General features: G+C 68.8%; 20 protein-coding genes. 8 read left to right on the top strand and 12 right to left on the bottom strand.

Translation table 11 applies throughout. The features are described 5' to 3' along the window. Nucleotides 1-90 precede the first annotated feature (90 nt). From era to hemW, 11 genes are all read right to left on the bottom strand, one after another. A complete protein-coding gene (gene era, locus ABZ319_RS10235) occupies nt 91-1,038 on the bottom strand; it encodes a GTPase Era (protein ID WP_354986032.1) in 948 nt (315 codons plus the stop codon). Then, on the bottom strand, nt 1,035-1,445 hold the full coding sequence (locus tag ABZ319_RS10230) for a cytidine deaminase (RefSeq protein WP_354986031.1): 411 nt from the start codon (nt 1,443-1,445) through the stop codon (nt 1,035-1,037). Before ABZ319_RS10230 ends, era begins: the two co-directional genes overlap by 4 nt. Further along, complete coding sequence (locus ABZ319_RS10225; RefSeq protein ID WP_354986030.1) at nt 1,442-2,827, bottom strand: hemolysin family protein; 1,386 nt, start codon at nt 2,825-2,827, stop codon at nt 1,442-1,444. Before ABZ319_RS10225 ends, ABZ319_RS10230 begins: the two co-directional genes overlap by 4 nt. Beyond that, nucleotides 2,824-3,378, bottom strand: coding sequence for an rRNA maturation RNase YbeY (ybeY, locus tag ABZ319_RS10220; protein ID WP_354986029.1), 555 nt, complete (start codon nt 3,376-3,378; stop codon nt 2,824-2,826). The genes ABZ319_RS10225 and ybeY overlap by 4 nt, the downstream gene beginning before the upstream one ends. 22 nt (nt 3,379-3,400) lie before the next feature. Further along, nucleotides 3,401-4,468 (bottom strand): PhoH family protein, encoded by a 1,068-nt coding sequence (locus ABZ319_RS10215; RefSeq protein ID WP_354986028.1) that lies wholly within the window; start codon nt 4,466-4,468, stop codon nt 3,401-3,403. 286 nt (nt 4,469-4,754) lie between these two features. Continuing rightward, complete coding sequence (locus ABZ319_RS10210) at nt 4,755-5,495, bottom strand: 16S rRNA (uracil(1498)-N(3))-methyltransferase (protein ID WP_354986027.1); 741 nt, start codon at nt 5,493-5,495, stop codon at nt 4,755-4,757. 4 nt (nt 5,496-5,499) lie between these two features. Continuing rightward, nucleotides 5,500-6,654, bottom strand: a complete 1,155-nt coding sequence (dnaJ, locus tag ABZ319_RS10205) for a molecular chaperone DnaJ (RefSeq protein WP_354986026.1) — start codon at nt 6,652-6,654, stop codon at nt 5,500-5,502. Between the two features lie 55 nt (nt 6,655-6,709). Then, nucleotides 6,710-7,750 carry a heat-inducible transcriptional repressor HrcA gene (gene hrcA / locus ABZ319_RS10200; RefSeq protein WP_354986025.1) on the bottom strand — a complete coding sequence of 347 codons (1,041 nt, stop codon included), beginning with the start codon at nt 7,748-7,750 and terminating at the stop codon, nt 6,710-6,712. Nucleotides 7,751-8,070: 320 nt separating this feature from the next. Beyond that, complete coding sequence (locus ABZ319_RS10195) at nt 8,071-8,658, bottom strand: thioredoxin family protein (protein WP_354986024.1); 588 nt, start codon at nt 8,656-8,658, stop codon at nt 8,071-8,073. Between the two features lie 167 nt (nt 8,659-8,825). Further along, nucleotides 8,826-10,022, bottom strand: coding sequence for an epoxide hydrolase family protein (locus ABZ319_RS10190; protein ID WP_354986023.1), 1,197 nt, complete (start codon nt 10,020-10,022; stop codon nt 8,826-8,828). Nucleotides 10,023-10,205: 183 nt separating this feature from the next. Then, nucleotides 10,206-11,366 carry a radical SAM family heme chaperone HemW gene (gene hemW, locus ABZ319_RS10185; protein ID WP_354986048.1) on the bottom strand — a complete coding sequence of 387 codons (1,161 nt, stop codon included), beginning with the start codon at nt 11,364-11,366 and terminating at the stop codon, nt 10,206-10,208. A gap of 701 nt (nt 11,367-12,067) precedes the next feature. Between hemW and ABZ319_RS10180 the strand changes: the two genes are divergently transcribed. Together ABZ319_RS10180 and ABZ319_RS10175 are read left to right on the top strand one after the other, a co-directional pair. Then, nucleotides 12,068-12,667, top strand: a complete 600-nt coding sequence (locus tag ABZ319_RS10180; RefSeq protein ID WP_354986022.1) for a VanZ family protein — start codon at nt 12,068-12,070, stop codon at nt 12,665-12,667. Then, complete coding sequence (locus tag ABZ319_RS10175; RefSeq protein WP_354986021.1) at nt 12,657-13,559, top strand: immunity 49 family protein; 903 nt, start codon at nt 12,657-12,659, stop codon at nt 13,557-13,559. Before ABZ319_RS10180 ends, ABZ319_RS10175 begins: the two co-directional genes overlap by 11 nt. Here the strand turns inward: ABZ319_RS10175 and ABZ319_RS10170 are convergent. Further along, the gene (locus ABZ319_RS10170; protein WP_354986020.1) at nt 13,518-13,925 is read right to left on the bottom strand and encodes an SgcJ/EcaC family oxidoreductase; all 408 of its coding nucleotides are present in this window, start codon (nt 13,923-13,925) and stop codon (nt 13,518-13,520) included. The two genes, ABZ319_RS10175 and ABZ319_RS10170, sit on opposite strands and share 42 nt — an antisense overlap. Nucleotides 13,926-14,314: 389 nt before the next feature. Between ABZ319_RS10170 and ABZ319_RS10165 the strand changes: the two genes are divergently transcribed. From ABZ319_RS10165 to ABZ319_RS10140, 6 genes are all read left to right on the top strand, one after another. Beyond that, a complete protein-coding gene (locus ABZ319_RS10165; RefSeq protein WP_354986019.1) occupies nt 14,315-16,123 on the top strand; it encodes a nitrite/sulfite reductase in 1,809 nt (602 codons plus the stop codon). A gap of 15 nt (nt 16,124-16,138) precedes the next feature. After that, nucleotides 16,139-16,849 carry a phosphoadenylyl-sulfate reductase gene (locus tag ABZ319_RS10160; protein ID WP_354986018.1) on the top strand — a complete coding sequence of 237 codons (711 nt, stop codon included), beginning with the start codon at nt 16,139-16,141 and terminating at the stop codon, nt 16,847-16,849. Then, entirely contained in the window at nt 16,828-17,754 is a 927-nt protein-coding gene (gene cysD / locus ABZ319_RS10155; RefSeq protein ID WP_354986017.1) for a sulfate adenylyltransferase subunit CysD, read from the top strand. The genes ABZ319_RS10160 and cysD overlap by 22 nt, the downstream gene beginning before the upstream one ends. Next, nucleotides 17,754-19,052, top strand: coding sequence for a GTP-binding protein (locus tag ABZ319_RS10150; RefSeq protein ID WP_354986016.1), 1,299 nt, complete (start codon nt 17,754-17,756; stop codon nt 19,050-19,052). The genes cysD and ABZ319_RS10150 overlap by 1 nt, the downstream gene beginning before the upstream one ends. Before the next feature lies 1 nt (nt 19,053). After that, nucleotides 19,054-20,067 (top strand): CbiX/SirB N-terminal domain-containing protein, encoded by a 1,014-nt coding sequence (locus ABZ319_RS10145; RefSeq protein ID WP_354986015.1) that lies wholly within the window; start codon nt 19,054-19,056, stop codon nt 20,065-20,067. Nucleotides 20,068-20,547: 480 nt separating this feature from the next. After that, the gene (locus ABZ319_RS10140) at nt 20,548-21,195 is read left to right on the top strand and encodes an HAD family hydrolase (RefSeq protein ID WP_354986014.1); all 648 of its coding nucleotides are present in this window, start codon (nt 20,548-20,550) and stop codon (nt 21,193-21,195) included. The last annotated feature ends 46 nt before the right edge of the window (nt 21,196-21,241 follow it).

The following is a 21,241-nucleotide window of genomic DNA, read 5'->3' as shown; positions in this document are numbered from 1 at the left end:
TGCCGATCTCGCGGCCTGCTGGACGTGTCGACGGAACACTCCGGCAAAACCCGGTTCGCGCTACGCGACCCGATTGCGAGACGCCCCGCGTCAGAACCCCAAGCGCCCCAGCTGTTTCGGGTCGCGCTGCCAATCCTTGGCCACCTTCACGTGCAGGTGGAGGTAGATCCTGGTGCCGAGGATGTGTTCGATCTGCTTGCGGGCGTTGGTGCCGACCTCTTTGAGGCGGCCCCCGCCCTTGCCGATGATGATCGCCTTCTGGCTGGGGCGTTCCACGTAGAGCAGGGCGTGTACGTCGAGCATGCCCTCGTGCGTGCGCTTGCCGTCGGCCTCGGTGTCCTCGTTCTCCTCGCGGTCGAGGATGTCCTCGATCACCACCGCGAGCGAATGCGGGAGCTCGTTGTCCAGCCCCTCGAGCGCGGCCTCGCGGATGAGCTCGGCCATGAGGGTTTCCTCGGGCTCGTCGGTCAGCTCGCCGTCCGGGTAGAAAGCCGGTCCCTCGGGCATTTTCGAGGCGATGACGTCGACCAGGATCTCGACCTGCTCACCCTTGACCGCGGACACCGGCACGATCTCCGCCTCGGGCCCGAGGAGCTCGGACACCGCCATGAGCTGATGCGCGATGGCGTCCCGGCTCACCTTGTCGATCTTGGTGACCACGCCGATGACGGTGGTCTTGGGCGCCATGGTCTTGATCTGCTCGACGATCCAGCGGTCACCGGGCCCGATCTTCTCGTCCGCCGGGATGCAGATGGCGATGACGTCGACCTCGGAATAGGTGTCGCGCACCAAATCGTTGAGCCGCTGGCCCAGCAGCGTGCGCGGCCGGTGCAGCCCGGGGGTGTCCACCAGGATCAGCTGCGTGTGCTCGCGATGCACGATGCCGCGGATGGTGTGCCGGGTGGTCTGCGGCCGCGAGGACGTGATCGCGATCTTCTGCCCCACCAGGGCATTGGTGAGCGTGGACTTGCCGGTGTTGGGCCGTCCGACGAAACAGACGAAGCCCGAACGGAATTCGCCCTTCTTGTCGCTACTCACTCGAACACCTCCGACTCGGTTTCCAGATCGAAGCCCGCCGGAATGCCGGGCCGGGTGGCCGGGTCGCCCTCGACCGGGGATTCGATGATCTCGTACACCGCGCCCTTGGCATCGGTGAACACCACCCGCGTGGCGGGCGAGACCTCGCGCAGCGCGGCGACGCCGGCGTCGGAGAACCGCCCCGCCACCACCACGGCCGTCTCGAATCCCTCCGCGCCACTGGAGATCGCGGCCGCCACCGCGGCCTGCAAAGCGGTCAGGCGCAGGTTCTCGAGCGCTACCTCACCGGCCGCGTAGGTGCGGCCGTCGGTATCGCGAACGGCCGCGCCGCCGCTGCCGCCGGTGCGTCCCATCGCGCCGCGGGCCAGGGTCAGCAGTTTGCCGTCCTCGGCATCGAGTTCCGTCATCGGGCTACTCCGTCCTCGTGCGCACCGTCCGAGTTGCGTTCGGCCGCTTCGGTCTTGGCTTTGGCGCTCTTGTCGCCGGTCGGGTTCGGCGATTTCTCGCCCGCGGACTCCGGCGACTTCTCGCCGGGCTCGGCGGCGCGGCGCACCACCACGGTGTGCACCCGCACCCGCCCGCGCGCGTCGGCCCCGCCCTCACCGCGCAATTGCAATCCGTACATGACGGCCTTGGAACCGGGCAGCGGCACCCTGCCCAGCGCGTGACCGAGCAGGCCGCCGACGGTGTCGACGTCCTCGTCCTCGATCTCCATGCCGAACAGGTCGCCCAGGTCCTCGACCGGAAGTCGCGCCGAGACACGGTATTTGCCGGGCCCGATCTCCTCGACCGGCGCGGTCTCGTCGGTGTCGTACTCGTCGGCGATCTCGCCGACGATCTCCTCGAGCACATCCTCGATCGTGACCAGCCCGGCGATGCCGCCGTATTCGTCCACCAGCACCGCCATATGGTTGCGGCGGCGCTGCATCTCGTCGAGCAGGGCGTCCAGCGGCTTGGAATCCGGCATGAAGACCGCGGGCCGCATGACCTCGGCGACCTTCACCTTCTTGGCCCGATCCGCGTACAGCACCAGGTCTTTGAGGTAGACGACGCCGAGAATGTCGTCGACGTTCTCCCCCACCACCGGAATTCGCGAGTGCCCCGACCGCACGGCGAGCGACATCGCTTGCGCGGCGGTCTTATCCGACTCGATCCACACCATCTCGGTGCGCGGCACCATGACCGCGCGGGCGGGGGTCTCGCCGAGTTCGAACACCGACTGGATCATCCGGCGCTCTTCGTCGTCCACCACGCCGCGCTCACCGGCGAGATCGACCACCTCGCGCAGCTCGATCTCGGAAGCGAAGGGCCCGTTGCGAAATCCCTTACCGGGGGTGATGGCGTTGCCGAGCAGAATCAGCAGTCGGCTGATCGGTCCCAGCAGCGTGCCGATGGCCTGCAACGGCAGCGAAGCGCCCAGCGCCAGCGAATAGGCGTGCTGGCGGCCGAGTGTGCGCGGCCCGACCCCGATCACCAGGTAGTCGACCAGCACCATGACGGCCGCGGTCACCACGAGCGCGGTCACCTCGGGCAGCCAGTCCATGAGCACCGCCGCGAGCAGCACCGTGGCGCTGATCTCGCACAGCACGCGCAGCAGCACCATGAGATTCACATAGCGCGGGCGGTCGGCGATGATGCGCGTCAGCCGGACCGCGCCGGAGCGATCGGCGCGCACCAGATCGTCCACGCGCGCCGGGGAAATGGTATTCAGCGCCGAATCCAGCGCCGCGAACACACCGCCGGCCGGTACGAGCACTACGGCCAGCAGCAGTAGAACGAGAGAATTCACGCGGGATCCAGCGGATCACCGGAATCGGTGAACCCGGTCTTGCCCAGCAGTCGCCGATCCCGCTCGGCGAGTTCCTCGCGAATCCGCGCCTCGCGCACGCTCTCGTACCAGCCCTCGAGGAGTGAGCCCTGCAGGGCGAACATCTCCTTCTCCTCCTCCGGCTCGGCGTGGTCGTAGCCGAGGAGGTGGAGCACGCCGTGCACGGTCAGCAGCGCGAGTTCGTGATCCATGGAGTGCCCGGCCTTCTCGGCCTGCTGCGCGGCGAACTCGGGGCAGAGCACGATGTCGCCGAGCATGGAAGGGCCGGGCTCGGCGGCATCGGGCCGCCCGCCCGGCTCCAGCTCGTCCATGGGGAAGGACATGACGTCGGTCGGACCGGGTAGATCCATCCAGCGCATGTGCAGGTCCGCCATGGTGTCGAGATCGACCAGCACCATCGACAGCTCGGCTGCCGAGTGCACGTCCATCTGACCGATCGCGAAACGCGCGACACTGATCAGTTCTTCTTCGGATACCTCGATACCCGATTCGTTGGCGATCTCGATACTCACCCGCTCAGCCTATCGGCCGAGCTCAGTGTCGCCCCTCCCGGCTCGCGGCACGCCGCTGCGCACGGTTGCCCGGGTAGTGGGCGACCTGCGGGCGGTTGTCGTTCTCGTACCGGTCGTAGGCGTCGACGATCTCCGCGACCAGCCGGTGACGCACCACATCGCTGCTGGTCAGCGTGGCGACGTGGATGTCGTCGACATCGGTGAGGATCTCCACCGCGGCCCGCAGACCCGAGCGCGCGCCGGTCGGCAGGTCGACCTGGCTGACGTCGCCGGTCACCACCATCTTGGATCCGAACCCGAGCCGGGTCAGGAACATCTTCATCTGCTCGGCGGTGGTGTTCTGCGCCTCGTCCAGGATGATGAACGCGTCGTTGAGGCTGCGACCGCGCATGTACGCCAGCGGCGCGACCTCGATCACGCCCGCGGCCATCAGCTTGGGAATGGCCTCGGGATCCATCATGTCGTGCAGCGCGTCGTAGAGCGGGCGCAGATACGGGTCGATCTTCTCGTTGAGCGTGCCGGGCAGAAAGCCCAGTCGCTCACCGGCTTCGACCGCAGGGCGGGTCAGGATGATGCGGGTGACCTGCTTGGTCTGCAACGCCTGCACGGCCTTGGCCATCGCCAGGTACGTCTTGCCGGTACCGGCCGGGCCGACGCCGAACACGATGGTGTTCGCGTCGATGGCGTCGACGTAGCGCTTCTGGTTCAACGTCTTCGGGCGGATGGTCTTGCCGCGCCGGGACAGGATGTCCAGGCTCAGCACCTCCGCCGGCGAGTCCGACGAACCCTCGGTGAGCATGGAGTGGGTGTGCCGCACGGCTTCCGGGGTGACCCCGCGATTGCGCGCGGTGAGCGCCACCAACTGCGCGATGACCCGCTCGGCCAGGGCCACGTCGGCGGGCTGGCCGGTGAGGGTGACGGTGTTGCCGCGCACATGGATGTCGGCGTCGAGGAGTCGTTCGAGTTCACGCAGGTTCTCATCGGCCGAACCCAGGAAACCGAATACCGACTCGGGTGCCAATTCAATGCTGGAGCGAACTGTCCGGCTCGCCGGCTCGGATGCGTTGTCGCCGGCGCCGCCGCTGGACACGGGGGTGTTCTGGTCGCCGATTTTGCCTGGTGTACTCAAAAGTGGCTATAGCCTGCTTCCCGGTCTCGAGCCTCACTTCGTTGATGGAAGTTTACCGCCGTGAACCGACAGCGCCCAGTGAATAAGGGGCTACCCGTAGGGTGCGGCACAACCGCCGCAACGCTGCGGCCTGGGCGTTATCCGTTTCCGGGTAGTTCCCCGAGGGCGAAATCCCAAACCCCATCGAAAGTATGATTTCCGATCCGGGCCGATCGTGATCGCCGCGACGGGCCGTTTCCGGCGGCGGCTACCAGCGCGGGGTGAGTGCGCCGAGCGCGCCCAGGGCCACCGCGGCGGCCGTGGAGGTCCGCAGCACCGTGGGCCCGAGCAGCACGGCCCGCGCGCCCGCCTCGGACAACTGCGCGATCTCGGAGTCGTCCAGGCCGCCTTCGGGCCCGACGATGAGCACGACCTCGGCCACGCCCTCGAACGGCAGTTCGGTGAAGCGGCCCGCACCGGACTCGTGCAGGGCGGCCACGAGGGCTCCGCGTTCGACGGCCGAGCGCACCAGTTCCACAAGTTGCCGCGTCGAGTGCAGCTCGGCCACGTCGGGGATGTAGGCGCGGCGGGACTGGCGGGCGGCCTGTTTGGCGGCGGTACGCCATTTCTCGACGGCCTTGTGCGCCTTGTTCTCCCAGTTGGAGACGCAGCGCGCGGCCTGCCACGGCACGATCGCGTCCGCGCCTGCCTCGGTCATGAGCTCGATCGCGAGTTCGGAGCGATCGGACTTGGGCAGCGCCTGCACCACCGTGACCTGCGGGGTCGCGGGGGCCGCGACCCGGCGGTCGAGGACCTTCAGTTCGAGCCGGTCTTTCTGTGCCGCAACCACTTCGGAGTCGGCGAGGACGCCGTGCCCGTCCGAGAGGGTGATGGGCTCACCCACCCGGATGCGCCGGACGGTCGCCGCGTGACGACCTTCCGGACCGTCCAGGACGGCGGTCGCGCCGGGCTCCGGCACCTCGTCGAGGTAGAAGACGGTGGCGGCCAAGGGATCAGCGTCCGCTGAAGGACGCGCGCAGGCGGGCGAACAGGCCGCTGTTGTGCTCGGACTGCGTGGAGAGCACCTCGGTGCGCTCGTTGGGGCGCAGGCCCTTGTACTTGCGCAGCAGGTCGGTCTGCTTGGCGTCCAGCTTGGTCGGGATCACGATGTCCAGGTGCGAGATCAGGTCGCCGCGCGAGTTGGCCCGCAGCTTGGGCATGCCGTGCCCGCGCAGCACCGACACCTCGCCGGGCTGGGTGCCCGCGGGGATGGTCAGCTCGACCGGGCCGTCCAGGATGGTGTCGACCACGACCGTGGTGCCCAGCGCCGCGTCCACGATCGGCACGCGGATGGTGCAGTGCAGATCGTCACCGTCACGCACGAAGGTGTCATGCGGCTGTTCCACGATCTCGATGTAGAGGTCGCCGGCGGGACCGCCGCCGGGGCCGACCTCGCCCTGCGCGGCCAGGCGCACGCGCATGCCGCTGGCCACGCCGGCCGGGATCGGGGCGGCGATCTCGCGGCGCGAACGCACGCGGCCGTCGCCACCGCACTTGCGGCAGGGGTCCGGGATGGTCTCGCCCGCGCCGCGGCAGGTGGGGCACGGCCGCGACGTCATGACCTGGCCGAGGAACGAGCGCTGCACGGTCTGCACCTCGCCGGCGCCGCCACAGGTCTCACAGCGCACGGGCGCGGAGTTGCCGTTGGTGCCCGCGCCGTGGCACAGGTCGCAGGTGATGGCGGTGTCCACGGTCAGGTGCTTGGTGACCCCGACCGCGCACTCCTGTAGCGAGAGCCGGGTGCGCAGCAGCGAATCCGCACCGGGCTGCACGCGACCGCGCGGCTTGCGCGGGTTGCCGCCCTGGTTCATGCCGCCGAAGAAGGCTTCGAAGACATCGCCGAGACCGCCGAAGCCCGCGCCGGAGAAGCCGCCGCCCATCCCGCCGCCGGAGTCGAGCGGGTCACCGCCGAGATCGACGATGCGCCGCTTCTCGGAGTCGGTCAGCACCTCGTAGGCGGTCGACACCTCGCGGAACTTCTCCTGCGCCTCCGGATCCGGATTGATATCGGGATGCAGTTCGCGTGCCAGCTTGCGGTAGGCGCGCTTGATCTCCTGGTCGGTCGCGTTCCGTGCGACGCCGAGCAGTGCGTAATAGTCCCGTGCCACTTGCGCTCTCTAGTCCTGTTTCGTCTCCGCTAGCTCACCGTTGGGATCCGCTAGCTCACCGTTCGGCGAGCACCTCACCGATGTATCGGGCGACGGCCGCCACCGAGGCGATAGTCCCCGGGTAGTCCATGCGCGTCGGGCCCAGTACCCCCATACCTCCCAGAACGGTACCGGGCATGCCGTAGCCGGTGGACACCACCGCCGTCCCACGCATCTGTTCGACCTTGGTTTCCTCCCCGATCTGCACGGTCACGGTACCCGGCTGCTGCGACGCGGCCAGCAGCTTCAGCACGATCACCTGCTCTTCGAGGGCCTCCAGAACCGAACGCAGCGAACCCGGGAATCCATTCCCGGCGAAGTCTCCCGCATTGCGGGTGAGATTCGCGGTACCGCCGAGCACGAGTCGCTCCTCGGGATGTTCGACGAGGGTCTCGACCATGACGGTGGAGACGCGAATCAGGACATCGCGCAGGCGGGCCGGGGAGTGTTCGGGCAATTCGGCCACCGAGGCCGAGGCCGACGCGAGGCGTTTGCCCTCCATGGCCTTGCCGAGCATGCCGCGCAGGGCGGCCAGGTCGTCGTCGCCGATGACGTTGCCGAGATCGACCAGGCGCTGATCGACCCGGCCGGAGTCGGTGATCACGACCAGCAGCAGGCGCGCGGGGTTCAGGGCGACGACCTCGATGTGCCGCACGGTCGAGGCGGACACGGTCGGGTACTGCACCATGGCGACCTGGCGGGTGAGCTGGGCCAGCAGGCGCACGCCCCGGCGCAGCACGTCGTCGAGGTCGACGCCGCTCTCCAGGAATTCCATGATGGCCCGGCGTTCGGCGTTCGAGAGCGGCTTGACCTCGGAGATGTGGTCGACGAACTGCCGGTAGCCCTTGTCGGTGGGGATGCGCCCGGAGCTGGTGTGCGGCTGGGTGATGTAGCCCTCGGCCTCGAGCACCGCCATGTCGTTGCGCACGGTCGCGCTGGAGACACCGAGATTGTGGCGTTCGACCAGGGTTTTGGAACCGATGGGTTCCTTGGTCGAGATGTAGTCCGCGACTATGGCCCGCAGGACCTCGAGCCGCCGCTGTTCCGTGGTCGACATAAGGCCCACCTCCTCGCTCGCGTTCGGTTTGCCCGTACGCACGAGCGTCCCGGATCAATCCAGTTCAGTTTAGTTGCCCGTTGGCACATTGCCTGTAGGCCCGGTGTGGGCCGTGTACGGGCGGCAGCGAGCGCGTGCGACCGGATGCCCGCCGCCGATCCCCGGCCGGGGTGACGGCGTGAGCGTGTGAGCGCGTCCACGCGGTTTGCCGGGGCCGGACATGAGCGGCTGCGAGCCCGGCCGGTGGCCGAAGTGTCGACGGCCGAGTGGCAGTGGCCGCGGGCCTGGTCAGCGGCCGGGTGTCAGCGGTGGCGGCTGCCCTAACGATTCAGCCAGCCGGTGGCTTCGGGACCCGAGCCCGGCTTCCACTTGATGCCGCAGCCCAGGCTCGGGGTGTGCGGCTCGGGGACCGCCTGGCCCGCGAGCACGAGCTCGACCGCCGCGCGCAGTTCCACGCCGTCGGCGGGCTCGGTGTTGCCGGGGGTGGCCGCGTCGAACCGGCCGCGGTAGGCGAGCTTGCGGTCCGCGTCGTACAGGAACAGGTCCGGCGTGCAGGCGGCACGGAAAGCCTTTGCCACCTCCTGCGATTCGTCGACCAGGTACGGGAAGTCGAATCCGGCCCGCAGCACCTGCTCGCGCAGATGCGCGGCGTCGTCGTCCGGATAGTTCTCGGTGTCGTTCGAACAGATGCCGACGGTCACCAGCCCCCGCGCCCGGAACTCCGCGGTGAGCGCGCCGAGCGCGTATTCGATGCGCCGCACGTACGGGCAGTGATTCGACAGGAACAGCACGAGCAGCGCCGGATGATCGTCGAAGGCGGCCAGCGAGTATTTGGTGCCGTCCACCGCCGACAGTTCGAAATCCGGTGCGGGAGTGCCGATCGGGTCCATGTTCGATTCGAGCGCCATGGTGCCAGTGTGCCCGATCTCCGGGATTTCACTCCTGCCGCCGGTCAGGGTGGATGGCTGTGCGCTAGCTCGGGCTCCCGGCGGCTCGCGCTCCGGCAGCTCCGGCGAGCCCGGTCCGGTGTCGGCCGGCTCGGCTCGGTGTCGGCCGGCCCGGCTATGGATGCCGGCTAGCCCAGCTCGCCGAAGAACGCGCGCAGGTCGGTGACCAGCAGGCCCGGGGTCTGCATCGCCGGAAAGTGGCCGCCCACCTCGTAATCGGTCCAGCGGGCGATGGTGTTGAGCTGTTCGGCGTAGCGGCGGATCGCCAGGTCGCCGGCGAAATTGGCGACCGCGGTGGGGGTCGTGGAGCGGGTCGGCAGGTGGGGTGAGTGCAGGGATTCGTAGTAGAGCTGGGCCGAGGAGCCGCCGGTGTTGGTGAACCAGTAGGTGGCCACGGTGGCGAGCATGTGGTCGCGGTCGACGCGGACCTCGAGGGGGCCGGGGCCGCCGGTCCAGGCGTGGAACTTCTCGACCATCCAGGCCAGTTGGCCCGCGGGGGAATCGGCGAGGGCGAAGCCGAGGGTGTGTGGTCTGGTGCCTTGGATCTGGAAGTAGCCGCTGCCGTCGGAGAGGAATTCGGCCAAGTGCGCCAGGCGTTTTCGTTCCGCGGGGGTGAGGGCGGGGACGATGTCGCCGGGGACCGGGCCGTGCGGGATGAAGCCCAGGGTGGCGGCGTTCACGTGGACCCCGATCACGCGGGCGGCGTCCACGCGGCCGAGGTCGGGTGCGATGAAAGCGCCGAAGTCGCCGCCGTGCACGGCGTATCGCGGATAGCCCAGGCGGCGCATGAGTTCGGCGTAGGCGCAGGCGATGCGGTGGCTGTCCCAGCCCGCGTCGGGTGCGGGACCGGAGAAGCCGAAGTTCGGGTGCGAGGGGATGACGAGGTCGAAGGCCGGTTCGCCGTCCGGTGGATCGCTGAGCGGTTCGATGACCTCGAGGAATTCCAGGACCGTGCCGGGCCAGCCGTGCAACAGCAGCAGCGGAATCGCGCCGGGGTGCCGAGAGTGTATGTGCAGGAAGTGAATTCGGGCACCGTCCACGACGGTGACGTACTGGGTGTACGCGTTGATCCGCCGCTCCCAGGCCCGCCAGTCGAACCGGCCGGCCCAGTACCCGGCCAACTCACGCAGGTACTCCACCGGTGCCCCGCGCGCCCACCCGACCCCGGGAACCTGTGCGGGCCAGCGGGTTTCCTCGAGTCGCCGCCGCAGATCCCGCAGCTGCGCCGGCGGGATCTCGACCTGGAAAGGAACTAAGTCCTCGTCGAACATGGCGATGGCGTCAGCGTAGACCCGCGCCCACGCGCCCGTGACCGAATACCGCACAGCCGCCGCGGCACACGGGGGCGATGCCAGAACGCACCGTAGTCGAGGCGCGTGGGCGGGCCGGCGCCACACACCGCGGCGGGAGCGGCGGCCGGTCTGCCCGCGCCCGGTGCGCGGTCGTGGATGACCGTGCCCGCGAGCTTGCGCCGCCGTGGATCGGACGAAGAAAGTGCAGCGGACCTATCAGGTCAGGAGGGTGCGGACCACGGCGTCGGCGAGGAGGCGGCCGCGGTCGGTGAGGACCAGGTTGTCGTCGGTGGTGACGGCCAGGCCGTCGGCGATGACGCGCTGGGCCGCGCGGCGGCCGTCGTCGTCCAGGTCCGCCAGCGGCAGCCCGGTGCGCAGGCGGGCGGTGAGCATCACGCGTTCGGTGTATTGCTCGTCGCCGGTCAGCGCCTCCCAGCCCGCGGCGGGCAGGCCGCCGGTGGCGACCCGATCCGCGTAGCGCGCAGGGTGTTTCACGTTCCACCAGCGCACGCCGCCGACGTGACTGTGCGCGCCCGGGCCCGCGCCGAGCCAGTCGCCGCCGTCCCAGTAGCCGAGGTTGTGGCGGCAGCGGGCGCGGTCGTTCGCGGCCCAGTTGGAGACCTCGTACCAGCCCAGGCCCCCGGCCTCGAGGCGGGAGTCGATGCGTTCGTAGCGGGCGGCGAGGATGTCGTCGTCGGGCGCGGGGAGTTCGCCGCGGCGGACCCGGCGGGCCAGCGCGGTGCCGTCCTCGACGATGAGCGAATAGGCCGAGACGTGGTCGACGCCGGCGGCCAGGACGGCGTCGAGGCTGGCGTCGAGGTCGCTGTCGCGCTCGCCCGGCGTGCCGTAGATGAGGTCCAGGTTCACGTGCTCGAACCCGGCGGCGCGAGCTTCCCGCGCGGCGGCCACGGCGCGGCCCGGGGTGTGGGTGCGGTCGAGCACCTTCAGCACGTGCGCGGCCGCGGACTGCATGCCGAGCGAGATCCGCGTGAACCCGCCTTCCAGGAGCCGCTCGAAGAATTCCGGCGAGGTGGATTCCGGGTTCGATTCGGTGGTCACCTCGGCGTCGGCGGCCAGGGTGAAGTTGGCCCGCACGGCCGTCAGCACGTTCGCGAGCCCGTCCCCGCCCAGCAGCGACGGCGTCCCCCCACCCACGAAGATCGTCTCGACCTCCGGCGTATCACTCGGCAACGCGTCGAATCGCGCTGCGGCAACGGCCAATTCCCCCCGCAACGCCTCGAACCACGACTCCGGCGAGGCCGAGGTCCCCAACTCCCCCGCCGTATAGGTGTTGAAGTCGCAGTACCCGCACCGCGTGGCACAGAACGGCACATGGATGTAGATCCCGAACGCCCCGCCCCCGAAGTCCCCGAGCACCGGCTCGGCCCGCTCCCCCACGGCCGGCCCCGCCACGCTGCTCGAACTCACCGAAGACGTCACCCCACCAGTGTGACCGGAGGCCCACATCACACCGCACGCGGACCGACAGCCGACAGACCACCGGTTGGAAGCCCTGTCCGGAAGCCAGGTCGGCCACGACACTGGCCAACGCCTGGCTTCTTGCTGAGGAGTGGTCACCAAGCACCTTCAACTGGACGCCCAGTCAGCCCGGTCGGTGGGGTGCCGCAACGCACTGCTCCGGACCGACCGGCTCGCGAGCTTGCTCGTTCCACTCGATGTTGATTCGACTCGGCACCGGTCCCGGACCGGCTGCGGAACGGGTTCATCGTGTGGACAGTCCTGTCCGGCGTCTCGGCGTGGGCACTTCTGGTATTCCTGATCGCGGTCCTGACCTTCGTTTACGCCTTGGTGTGGCCGGTTATCACTAAGCACAGCGCACGGCCTGGAGACAAGGTGGTCGTGCACCTCCTTCCCCCGCGAATCGAATTTGATACGGCGCAACCGGAGCACCAAGCACGCGGCGCCGAACGGCCGCGAGACGAGCCGACGAGAGCGCCGCAGCGCCGCGTTCGTAATGGCGGCGCGGCGGCCACGGTTCACAGCCACACAATCTCTCCACGGGATCTCCCCCGTTCCGCGGTGGAAACCGCGGGCAGGTAGGCAATAGCGTCGGCCGGGTGCAGCGTGTGTGGGAATTGTGGGGCGGGGTCCTGATCGGGTGGGCCATTCTCGCGCCGGTGGCGGGCGGGATCGGGTGGGGAGTTTTTCTGTGGCGCACGCGGCGGGGAGTGGCGCGCGAGCGGGCGCGGCGGCGGGGGTGGGCCGAGGTGGGGATCGCGGTGGGGACCCTGCCGTGGGTGTGGATGATTCTCACCCCGCTGGACGGGGGTGAGCGGGGCGTGAACTGGGTGCCGTTGGTGGACCTGGCGCAGACCGTCTCGGAGGGATCGTTCAACAGCTTCGTGCAGGTCAGCGCCAACCTCGCGGTCTTCGTTCCGCTGGGATTGCTGTTGCCGCTGCGGTTTCCGTGGTTCTCGGGGGTGGGGCGGATGTTCGCGACGGGGGCCGCGCTGTCGCTCGGGCTGGAAATCGCCCAGTACGCACTGGATCTGGGCCGGTACTCGTCGGTGGACGACGTGCTGATGAACGCGGCGGGCGCGGGGATCGGAGCGGCGCTGGGACGGTTGCACGAGTCGCGGCGGGCGGCGGGGCGGTCGTACAGTACGCGGGTCATGCTCCGGATGGGCTGGGCTACAGGGGGATCGAATGCGGGATGACGCGGACGCGACGGACTTCGAGGCGGTGCCCAGGCACGCGATCGACGGCGACGCCATCGCGGTGGTGGACGCGGGATCGGTGGCGCCGGTCGTCTACGAGATCCCGATGCCGAAGGTCCGGCCGGACGGGCCGAATTTCCCGCGCACCTTCTGCGGGGTGATGTTCGCGCGGGCGCTGGTGTGGGATCCGCCCGCGGCGCAGCTGCCGACGCTGGATCTCGCCCGGCTCACGATGACCACACTGACCTCACGTTTCCGGGAGCAGGGCATCACCGCGGGCTTCGACAGATTCGACCGGGTGCCGGGCTGGCGGGCCGCGTTCTGGTGGGCGCTGATCGCCCGCGACGAGCAGGTTCTGCGCGAGTTGACCGCGTACCCGGTCGAACGGCTGCGCGCCACAGGCGGGACCGACTTCGACGACTTCCAGTACGACTGGGCCGAACTGCTGCAGACCGCCAGGGTGCACGGCCCGGAATACGTCGCCGACCGCGCCTTCGCCCTCGAGACGACGAGCCGGGTCGGCGCACAGCGCCCGGTGGATCTGCTGCTGCGCCCGAGCATCGAGGTCTTCGCCCGCCTCGCGAGCGGGGATCAGGACGGTTTCACGTGGTCACTGGCCAACGCGTTGCGCCTGCACAGGACGTTCTTCGAGCAGGAACCGTGGTCTACGGACCCGGAGGGCGTGATCGCCCTGCCGCTGCTCGGCCTGGCCTGCTGGGCTCACGACCGGGGCCTGCGCGTCGAAGTCGAATCCGAGTACCTGCCAACCGGTTTCGTGCACCGGCCGCACTGGCTGGGTGAATTGTCCACGGCCGTCGCGACCTTCGCCGCGACGGCCTCGCAGACCCGGTCAGTGGTCGGCGATCGGGGTGTTCTGGCAGAAGGTGAGTAGCCAGCGCCCGTCTTCTTTGGTCATCCCGTAGAGCGGGGTGCCCTCGGCCTCGACCTCGCCGTCGAGGTTGAAGTACCGCTGGCGCACCTTGACCGCCGCCACGTCGGGCCGGATGAAGCGCACGAAGAACACCTCGTAGGTCGCGTAGCCGGCCTTGGTCGAGCCCGGCAGCACCGAGCGCGTGAACATGGAAATCTCCTCGCGCCCGTTCAGGAATTTGCCCGCGCCGGTGGTCCAGATGGCGTCGGGATGGAACAGGTTCAGGAAGGCGTCGGCGTCCTCCGCGCGCTGTGCGGCATCGACCGTCGCGACGACGGCGTGGATGGCTTCGAGTTCGGCCGCGGTATCGAGTTCTGACGTGGTCATGTGCCCATGATGGAACCTCGAGTAGGGTTAAGGTCAACTGTCCAAGATCGTTTCAGCGTCGATCTATGACACCTGTCACAAATGGGGTCCGCTATCCAGGGGATTTCCCTCGAAAGTCCGGAAAATATCGGCCGTCGGTCGGAACAACCCATCTGACATGGCACAATAAGCTCCATGACCGGACTTGGGGTACGACTCGTGGCACGTCGCCATGTCGACTTCAAGCGTGTCTGCAGCGCGAGCTGTCTGGCCGGAAGCCTCCGGTAGATCAGCTCCCCTCTCCCCGGATCCGACGCCAGGTTTACAGCGTCGAACTCCCCGGTTCGCTGATATCGGAGGCGTGAGTCAGCCCCTCTCGCCTGCCCGCAAGATCTTCAGGAGCGACCCCTATGACGTCGAGCACCGACGCCGACAGTTCCGATTCCGTCACTCCCGCGCGCCCGCCACGACCCGAGCGACCCGCCGCCGAACGTCGTGTTCGCCCGGACCGTCCCCGCGCCGCGGCCGGTGACGCTCCCGTCGCGCCGCGTGAACGCACGGGAAAGCCGGTGCGCCGCAAGTCCGAAGGCCAGTGGGCCCTGGGCTACCGCGAGCCGCTCAACGCGAACGAGCAGTCCAAGAAGGACGACAACCCGCTCAACGTGCGCGCGCGCATCGAGAACATCTACTCGAAGCAGGGTTTCGCCTCGATCGACAAGAGCGACCTGCGCGGCCGCATGCGCTGGTGGGGTCTGTACACCCAGCGTGAGCAGGGCTACGACGGCACCTTCACCGGTGACGAGAACATCGACCTGCTCGAGGCCGAGTACTTCATGATGCGCGTGCGCTGCGACGCCGGCGCGCTGAACGTGCGCCAGCTGCGCACCCTTGGGCAGATCTCCACCGAGTTCGGCCGCGACACCGCCGACCTCTCGGACCGCGAGAACGTGCAGTACCACTGGATCCGCATCGAGGACGTGCCGGAGATCTGGCGACGCCTGGAAGAGGTCGGCCTGCAGACCACCGAGGCGTGCGGCGACTGCCCGCGCGTGGTGCTGGGCTCCCCGCTCGCGGGTGAGTCCTTCGGCGAGATCCTGGATCCGACCCCGGCCATCGACGAGATCGTCAAGCGCTACATCGGCAAGAAGGAGTACTCCAACCTGCCGCGCAAGTTCAAGACCGCCATCTCCGGTCAGCAGGACGTGGTGCACGAGATCAACGACGTCGCCTTCGTCGGCGTCGAGCATCCCGAACACGGTCCCGGCTTGGATCTCTGGGTCGGCGGCGGCCTGTCCACCAATCCGATGCTCGCCCAGCGACTCGGCGCATGGGTGCCGCTGGCCGAGGTGCCGGATGTGTGGGAGGCCGTGGTCTCGCTGTACCGCGATTACGGCTACCGCCGCCTGCGCACCAAGGCGCGCATCAAGTTCCTGGTCAAGGACTGGGGCGTGGAGAAGTTCCGCGAGGTTCTCGAGACCGAGTACCTGAAGCGCAAGCTGATCGACGGTCCCGCGCCCGCCAAGCCGGATCGCCCCATCGACCACATCGGCGTGCAGAAGCTGCGTAACGGCTTGAACGCCATCGGCTTCTCCCCCATCGCCGGCCGCGTCTCGGGCACCATCCTGAGCAAGGTCGCCGACATCGTGGAATCGATCGGCTCGGACCGCATCCGGTTCACCCCGTACCAGAAGCTCATCGTGCTGGACGTGCCGGACGACAAGGTCGACTGGCTCATCGACGAGCTGAAGCCGCTGGGCCTGCACGGGCGTCCGTCGCAGTGGCGCCGGAACCTGCTGGCGTGCAGCGGTATCGAGTTCTGCAAGCTGTCCTTCACCGAGACGCGCAAGCGGTCCCAGGTGCTGGCTCCCGAGCTGGAGCAGCGCATGGCCGACATCAACGCCAGCATCGACGTGCCCATCACCGTGAACATCAACGGCTGCCCCAACTCCTGCGGTCGCTCGCAGATCGCCGATATCGGCTTCAAGGGCATGCTCGTCGACGACGGCGAGGGGAATCAGATCGAGGGCTTCCAGGTTCACCTCGGAGGCAGTCTCGGCCTCGACTCCGGCTTCGGCCGAAAGCTGCGCCAGCACAAGGTGACCAGCGTCGAGCTCGGTGACTACATCGAGCGCGTGACGCGCAACTTCGTCAAGAACCGGGACGAGGGTGAGCGTTTCGCGGTGTGGGCGGTCCGCGCCGACGAAGCGGATCTGCGGTAGTTGGAGGAGACAGCAATGACGACGACCAAACTCGCCGAAACCGACCTGCGCGCACTGGCGGAGCGGGGTGCGACCGATCTCGGGCCGAACGCGACCGCCGAGCAGCTGCTGCAGTGGACCGAGGAGAACTTCGGATCCAACTACATCGTGGCCTCCAACATGCAGGACGCGGTGCTGGTTCAGCTTGCCGCGCAGGTGCATCCGGGTGTGGACGTGCTGTTCCTGGAGACCGGTTACCACTTCGCCGAGACCATCGGCACCCGCGACGCGGTCGAGATGGTCTACGGGGTGAACGTGGTGAACGTCGAACCCGAACAGACCGTGGCCGAACAGGATCAGCTGCTGGGCAAGGATCTGTTCGCCCGTGACGCCGCCGAATGCTGCCGGCTGCGCAAGGTGGTGCCGCTGACTCGTTCGCTGGCGCCCTACAACGCCTGGGTCACCGGCATCCGCCGTGTGGAGGCCCCGACGCGCGCCAACGCGCCACTGATCTCCTATGACGAGGGCTTCGGGCTGGTGAAGATCAACCCGATCGCCGCCTGGTCCGACGAAGAGATGGCCGAGTACATCGAAGCCAACGGCATCCTCGTCAATCCCCTTGTGGAGGAGGGATATCCGTCCATCGGTTGCGCCCCGTGCACACGGAAGCCGGAACCGGGATCCGATCCGCGAAGCGGCCGCTGGGCCGGCCTCGCCAAGACCGAATGCGGGTTGCACGCCTCATGACTTCTACCGTGACCGAATTCGATACTCTCGCCGCGCTCGAGAGCGAATCGATCCATATCTTCCGCGAGGTGGCGGGTGAGTTCGAGCGACCGGTGATCCTGTTCTCCGGTGGCAAGGATTCGACCGTCCTGCTGCACCTGGCGCTCAAGGCCTTCTGGCCCGCGCCGCTGCCGTTCGCGCTGCTGCACGTCGACACCGGGCACAACCTGCCCGAGGTGCTGGCGTTCCGCGACCACGTGGTCGAGAAGTACGGCCTGCGACTGCATGTCGCGTCCGTGGAGGACTACCTGGCCGACGGGCGGCTCACCGAGCGCCCGGACGGCATCCGCAATCCGCTGCAGACCGTGCCGCTGCTGGACGCCATCAACGAGCACCGCTTCGACGCGGTGTTCGGTGGCGGCCGCCGCGACGAGGAGCGCTCGCGGGCCAAGGAGCGCATCTTCTCCCTGCGCGACGCGTTCGGGCGCTGGGATCCCAAGCGGCAGCGGCCCGAGCTGTGGAACCTGTACAACGGCCGGCACGCGCCGGGCGAGCACGTGCGCGTGTTCCCGATCTCCAACTGGACCGAGCTGGACATCTGGCGCTACATCGCCCGCGAGGACATCGAGCTGGCCTCGATCTACTACGCCCATGAGCGCCCGGTGTACCAGCGCGACGGCATGTGGATGACCCCCGGCGTGTGGGGCGGTCCGGCCGAGGGTGAGGAGCTGTCGGTCAAGTCGGTGCGCTACCGCACCGTCGGCGACGGATCCACTACCGGCGCAATCATTTCCGACGCGGCCGACAACGAGGCGATTCTCGCCGAGGTGGCGGCCTCCCGGCTCACCGAGCGTGGCGCGACCCGTGGAGACGATCGTGTCTCCGAGGCCGCCATGGAAGACCGCAAGCGAGAGGGTTACTTCTGATGTCCGACCTATTGCGACTGGCGACTGCCGGATCGGTCGACGACGGGAAGTCCACCCTGGTCGGACGCCTGCTCTACGACACGAAATCCGTTCTCGCGGACCAGATCGACGCGGTCACCCGCGCCTCGGTCGACAAGGGTCTGTCGACCCCGGACCTGTCGCTGCTGGTCGACGGTCTGCGCGCCGAGCGTGAGCAGGGCATCACCATCGACGTGGCGTACCGCTATTTCGCCACGCCCGCACGGTCTTTCGTGCTCGCCGACACTCCCGGGCACGTGCAGTACACCCGGAACACGGTGTCCGGCGCGTCCACCGCGCAGCTGGTCATCCTGCTGGTCGACGCTCGCAAGGGCGTCATCGAGCAGACCCGCCGCCATGCCGCGGTGATGGCGCTGCTGGGTGTGCCGAAGCTGGTGCTCGCGGTGAACAAGATCGACCTGGTCGATGATCCGGCCGGCGTGTACCAGCAGATCGTCGCCGAATTCTCGGAGCTGACGGCCAAACTCGGCTGGGACGCCGAGGATGTGGTGGAGATTCCGGTGTCCGCGCTGCACGGCGACAATGTCGCCTCGCGCTCGGCGAACACCCCGTACTACAACGGGCCCTCGCTCATCGAGCACCTGGAGTCGGTGCCGGTGGACGCGGACAGCACCCGGCACGAGGTCGGCCTGCGCTTCCCCGTGCAGTACGTGATCCGCCCGCGCACCGCCGAATACCCGGACTACCGCGGCTATGCCGGTCAGGTGGCGGCGGGCACCGTGCGCACGGGCGACGAGGTCATCGTGCTGCCCTCGGGCACCCGCACCACCGTCGAGCGGATCGACACCCCCAATGGGGAATTGGCTTCCGCGCAGCCCGGACGCAGCGTCACGCTGATCCTGGCCAATGACGTGGACGTCTCGCGCGGTGACACCATCGTGGCCGCCGCCGACGCCCCCGAACCGGTCGATTCCTTCGACGCGACGGTGTGCTGGCTGGGCGACAAGCCGCTGCGCCCGGGCGCCCGCCTGCTGCTCAAGCACGGCGCGCGCACCACGCAGGCGATCGTCGGCGCGCTCATCGAGCGTTTCGACGAGCAGAACCTGGCGGCGGATCCGAACCCGGAGTCGCTGGCGCTCAACGACATCGGCCGGATCTCGGTCCGCGTGGCCGAGCCGATCGCGGCCGACGACTACAGCGTCAACCGCTACACCGGCAGCTTCCTGCTGATCGATCCGGCGGGCGGCAACACCCTGGCCGCGGGCCTGGTCGGCGACGCCCTGACCGCGGTCGAGGTCGGCACGGAAGTCGGACTCTGACATGAGTTCTCCCGGCAGCGGAGCGTTGTCGACCGCCTCGCTGCCGGTCGCCCTGCGCCGCAACGCTTTCGCGATCGGCGTGAATGCCGGGACGGTCGGCTGCCCGCCCCGCTCGGTACTTTCGATCGGCGGCTCCCGCCCCGCGCTGATCGCGGTCGCGCACGGCAGCCGCGACCCTCGTTCGGCCGCGACGATGCGCGCGGTGGTGGAACACGTGGCCGCCGCTCGCCCCGATGTCGATGTGCGCCTGGCCTTTCTCGATCTGAGCACCCCGTCGGTCGACGAGGTCGTGGACGAGATCGCCGCCGCGGGTCATTCCCACGCGATCGTGGTCCCGCTGCTGCTGGGCAGCGCCTTCCACGCGCGCGTGGATCTCCCGGAACTGCTGGACCGGGCCGGCACCCGGCATCCCCGGTTGGCCCTCACGCAGGCGGAGGTGCTCGGCCCGGATCAGCGCCTGATCACCGCCATGCGTGACCGCGTGCTCGAGCGGATCACCGGCCGGCACGATTCGGCGAGCGCCATCCACCGCGCGACACCCCGCGGGTACCGGCACTCCGGCGCAACCGCCACCGAATACGGGCTGTCCCACGAATTCGGCACGGACGCGGCCCATCCCGCGTCGATCGGCAGTGCTCTCCCCCGCCACGACCGGCCGACTTCCCGCATCGGCATCGCGGTGGCGGCGGTCGGCTCGTCCTCGGCCGCGGCCAACGCCCGCACCGCCGAAGTGGCTCGTCGCCTCGGCGCGCTCACCGGCTGGGATACCGAGATCTGCTTCGCCACAACCGAACCCACGGTGACCGAGGCGGTGACCGCCCTCCGCGCCCGAGGCGCGTCCGAGGTCCTGGTGGCCCCCTGGTTCCTGGCCCCCGGCCTGCTGACCGACCGCCTCCTGGACGCGGCCCCGGACGTCACTCATGCGTCCGTGATCGGCGCGCACTCGGCTCTACCGGAGCTGGTCTGGGACCGCTATCACGCGGCGGCGAACGCCACCCTCACCCGCTCGGCCTGATTCGACTCCGAGCTGCCGACCTGCATCGGTAGTGCCGCAAACGAATTCGCCACCCGACACCGGACCGGTGCAATCGCCGGGCTCCGACCGCGACCACATGCGGACGCGGTATCGCGAGCGTTCGGCCGACGGGCCCGCAACACTCCCTTTGCGATCCACGCCGAGCAACGGCTGATGCCGGCCGAAGCTCCATCGGGATCGGGACGGTAGGACGAGACTGTTTCGCGGCGGTCGTCGCCTTCAGAGGACAGCCCTCACCCCCGGCCGCGGCGCCCGACCCGTGGCCGGGCAGCTGACAACGGCATGGCGATCGACAACTGCCGGGTACACCGAAGTTGTTTCGGAGCGAGCCTCACCCCATTCGCCGGGTGGATGGCGATTCACGCGAACCATGCGGGGCAATCGGGCGAACCGCCCGGGGCGGGAGTGGGTGGCATGATCCCGGACGGGCGCGAGCCGGGAGCCCGATAGGGTGGGGCGGTGATCAAAGCTGTGGTGTTCGACGTGGGTGAGACGCTGATCGACGAGACCCGGATCTGGAGTCGGTGGGCGGATCGGCTCGGGGTGCCCAGGTTCGCTTTGATGGGGGCCATCGGCGGGATGGCGGCGACCGGGCGGCCGCTGACCGACGCGTTCGAATTGCTGCGGCCCGGTATCGATCTCGACGCCGAGCAGGAGGCGTGGGCGCTCGCGGAGCCGGACAGCCTGCGCAACAACTTCGACGCGGACGACCTGTACCCGGACGTGGTGCCCGCGCTCGGCGAGCTGCGGAGCCGGGGGTTGCAGGTGATCATCGCGGGAAATCAGCCGCCGCAGGCGAAGTCGGCGCTGGAGAAGATGGAGTTGCCCGTCGACGGGATCTACACCTCGGCCGAGTGGGAGCTGGAGAAGCCGGATCCGGAGTTCTTCGCCAAGGTCGCCGAGGTGGCCGGGGTGAAGTTCCGCGAGATCTGCTACGTCGGCGACCGGGTCGACAACGACGTGCTGCCGGCGGCCGCCGCCGGAATGGTTCCGACGCTGATCCGCCGCGGCCCCTGGGGCTACCTGCATTCGGAGCTTCCTCAAACCTCCTACGGCATCGTCATAGACACTCTGACGCAGCTGCCGGACGTTCTCGCGCCTCGATAGCCGGCGGTCCCGGGACGCTCGGGTTCCGCCACGTTGCCTGGTCATG

The organism is Nocardia sp. NPDC005978 (genome assembly GCF_040614455.1).
Lineage (GTDB): Bacteria > Actinomycetota > Actinomycetes > Mycobacteriales > Mycobacteriaceae > Nocardia.
Note: the sequence above shows the minus strand (reverse complement) of the source record. Positions and strands in the feature narration are given on the sequence as shown.

Excerpts from the sequence above, each read along its gene's own strand:
- ABZ319_RS10230 (WP_354986031.1), bottom strand. The coding sequence starts at position 1,445 with ATGACGGAACTCGATGCCGAGGACGGCAAACTGCTGACCCTGGCCCGC.
- ABZ319_RS10150 (WP_354986016.1), top strand. The coding sequence starts at position 17,754 with ATGTCCGACCTATTGCGACTGGCGACTGCCGGATCGGTCGACGACGGG.
- ABZ319_RS10170 (WP_354986020.1), bottom strand. The coding sequence starts at position 13,925 with ATGACCACGTCAGAACTCGATACCGCGGCCGAACTCGAAGCCATCCAC.
- ABZ319_RS10195 (WP_354986024.1), bottom strand. The coding sequence starts at position 8,658 with ATGGCGCTCGAATCGAACATGGACCCGATCGGCACTCCCGCACCGGAT.
- cysD (WP_354986017.1), top strand. The coding sequence starts at position 16,828 with ATGCGGGTTGCACGCCTCATGACTTCTACCGTGACCGAATTCGATACT.
- ABZ319_RS10160 (WP_354986018.1), top strand. The coding sequence starts at position 16,139 with ATGACGACGACCAAACTCGCCGAAACCGACCTGCGCGCACTGGCGGAG.
- ABZ319_RS10175 (WP_354986021.1), top strand. The coding sequence starts at position 12,657 with ATGCGGGATGACGCGGACGCGACGGACTTCGAGGCGGTGCCCAGGCAC.
- ABZ319_RS10165 (WP_354986019.1), top strand. The coding sequence starts at position 14,315 with ATGACGTCGAGCACCGACGCCGACAGTTCCGATTCCGTCACTCCCGCG.
- ABZ319_RS10145 (WP_354986015.1), top strand. The coding sequence starts at position 19,054 with ATGAGTTCTCCCGGCAGCGGAGCGTTGTCGACCGCCTCGCTGCCGGTC.
- hrcA (WP_354986025.1), bottom strand. The coding sequence starts at position 7,750 with ATGTCGACCACGGAACAGCGGCGGCTCGAGGTCCTGCGGGCCATAGTC.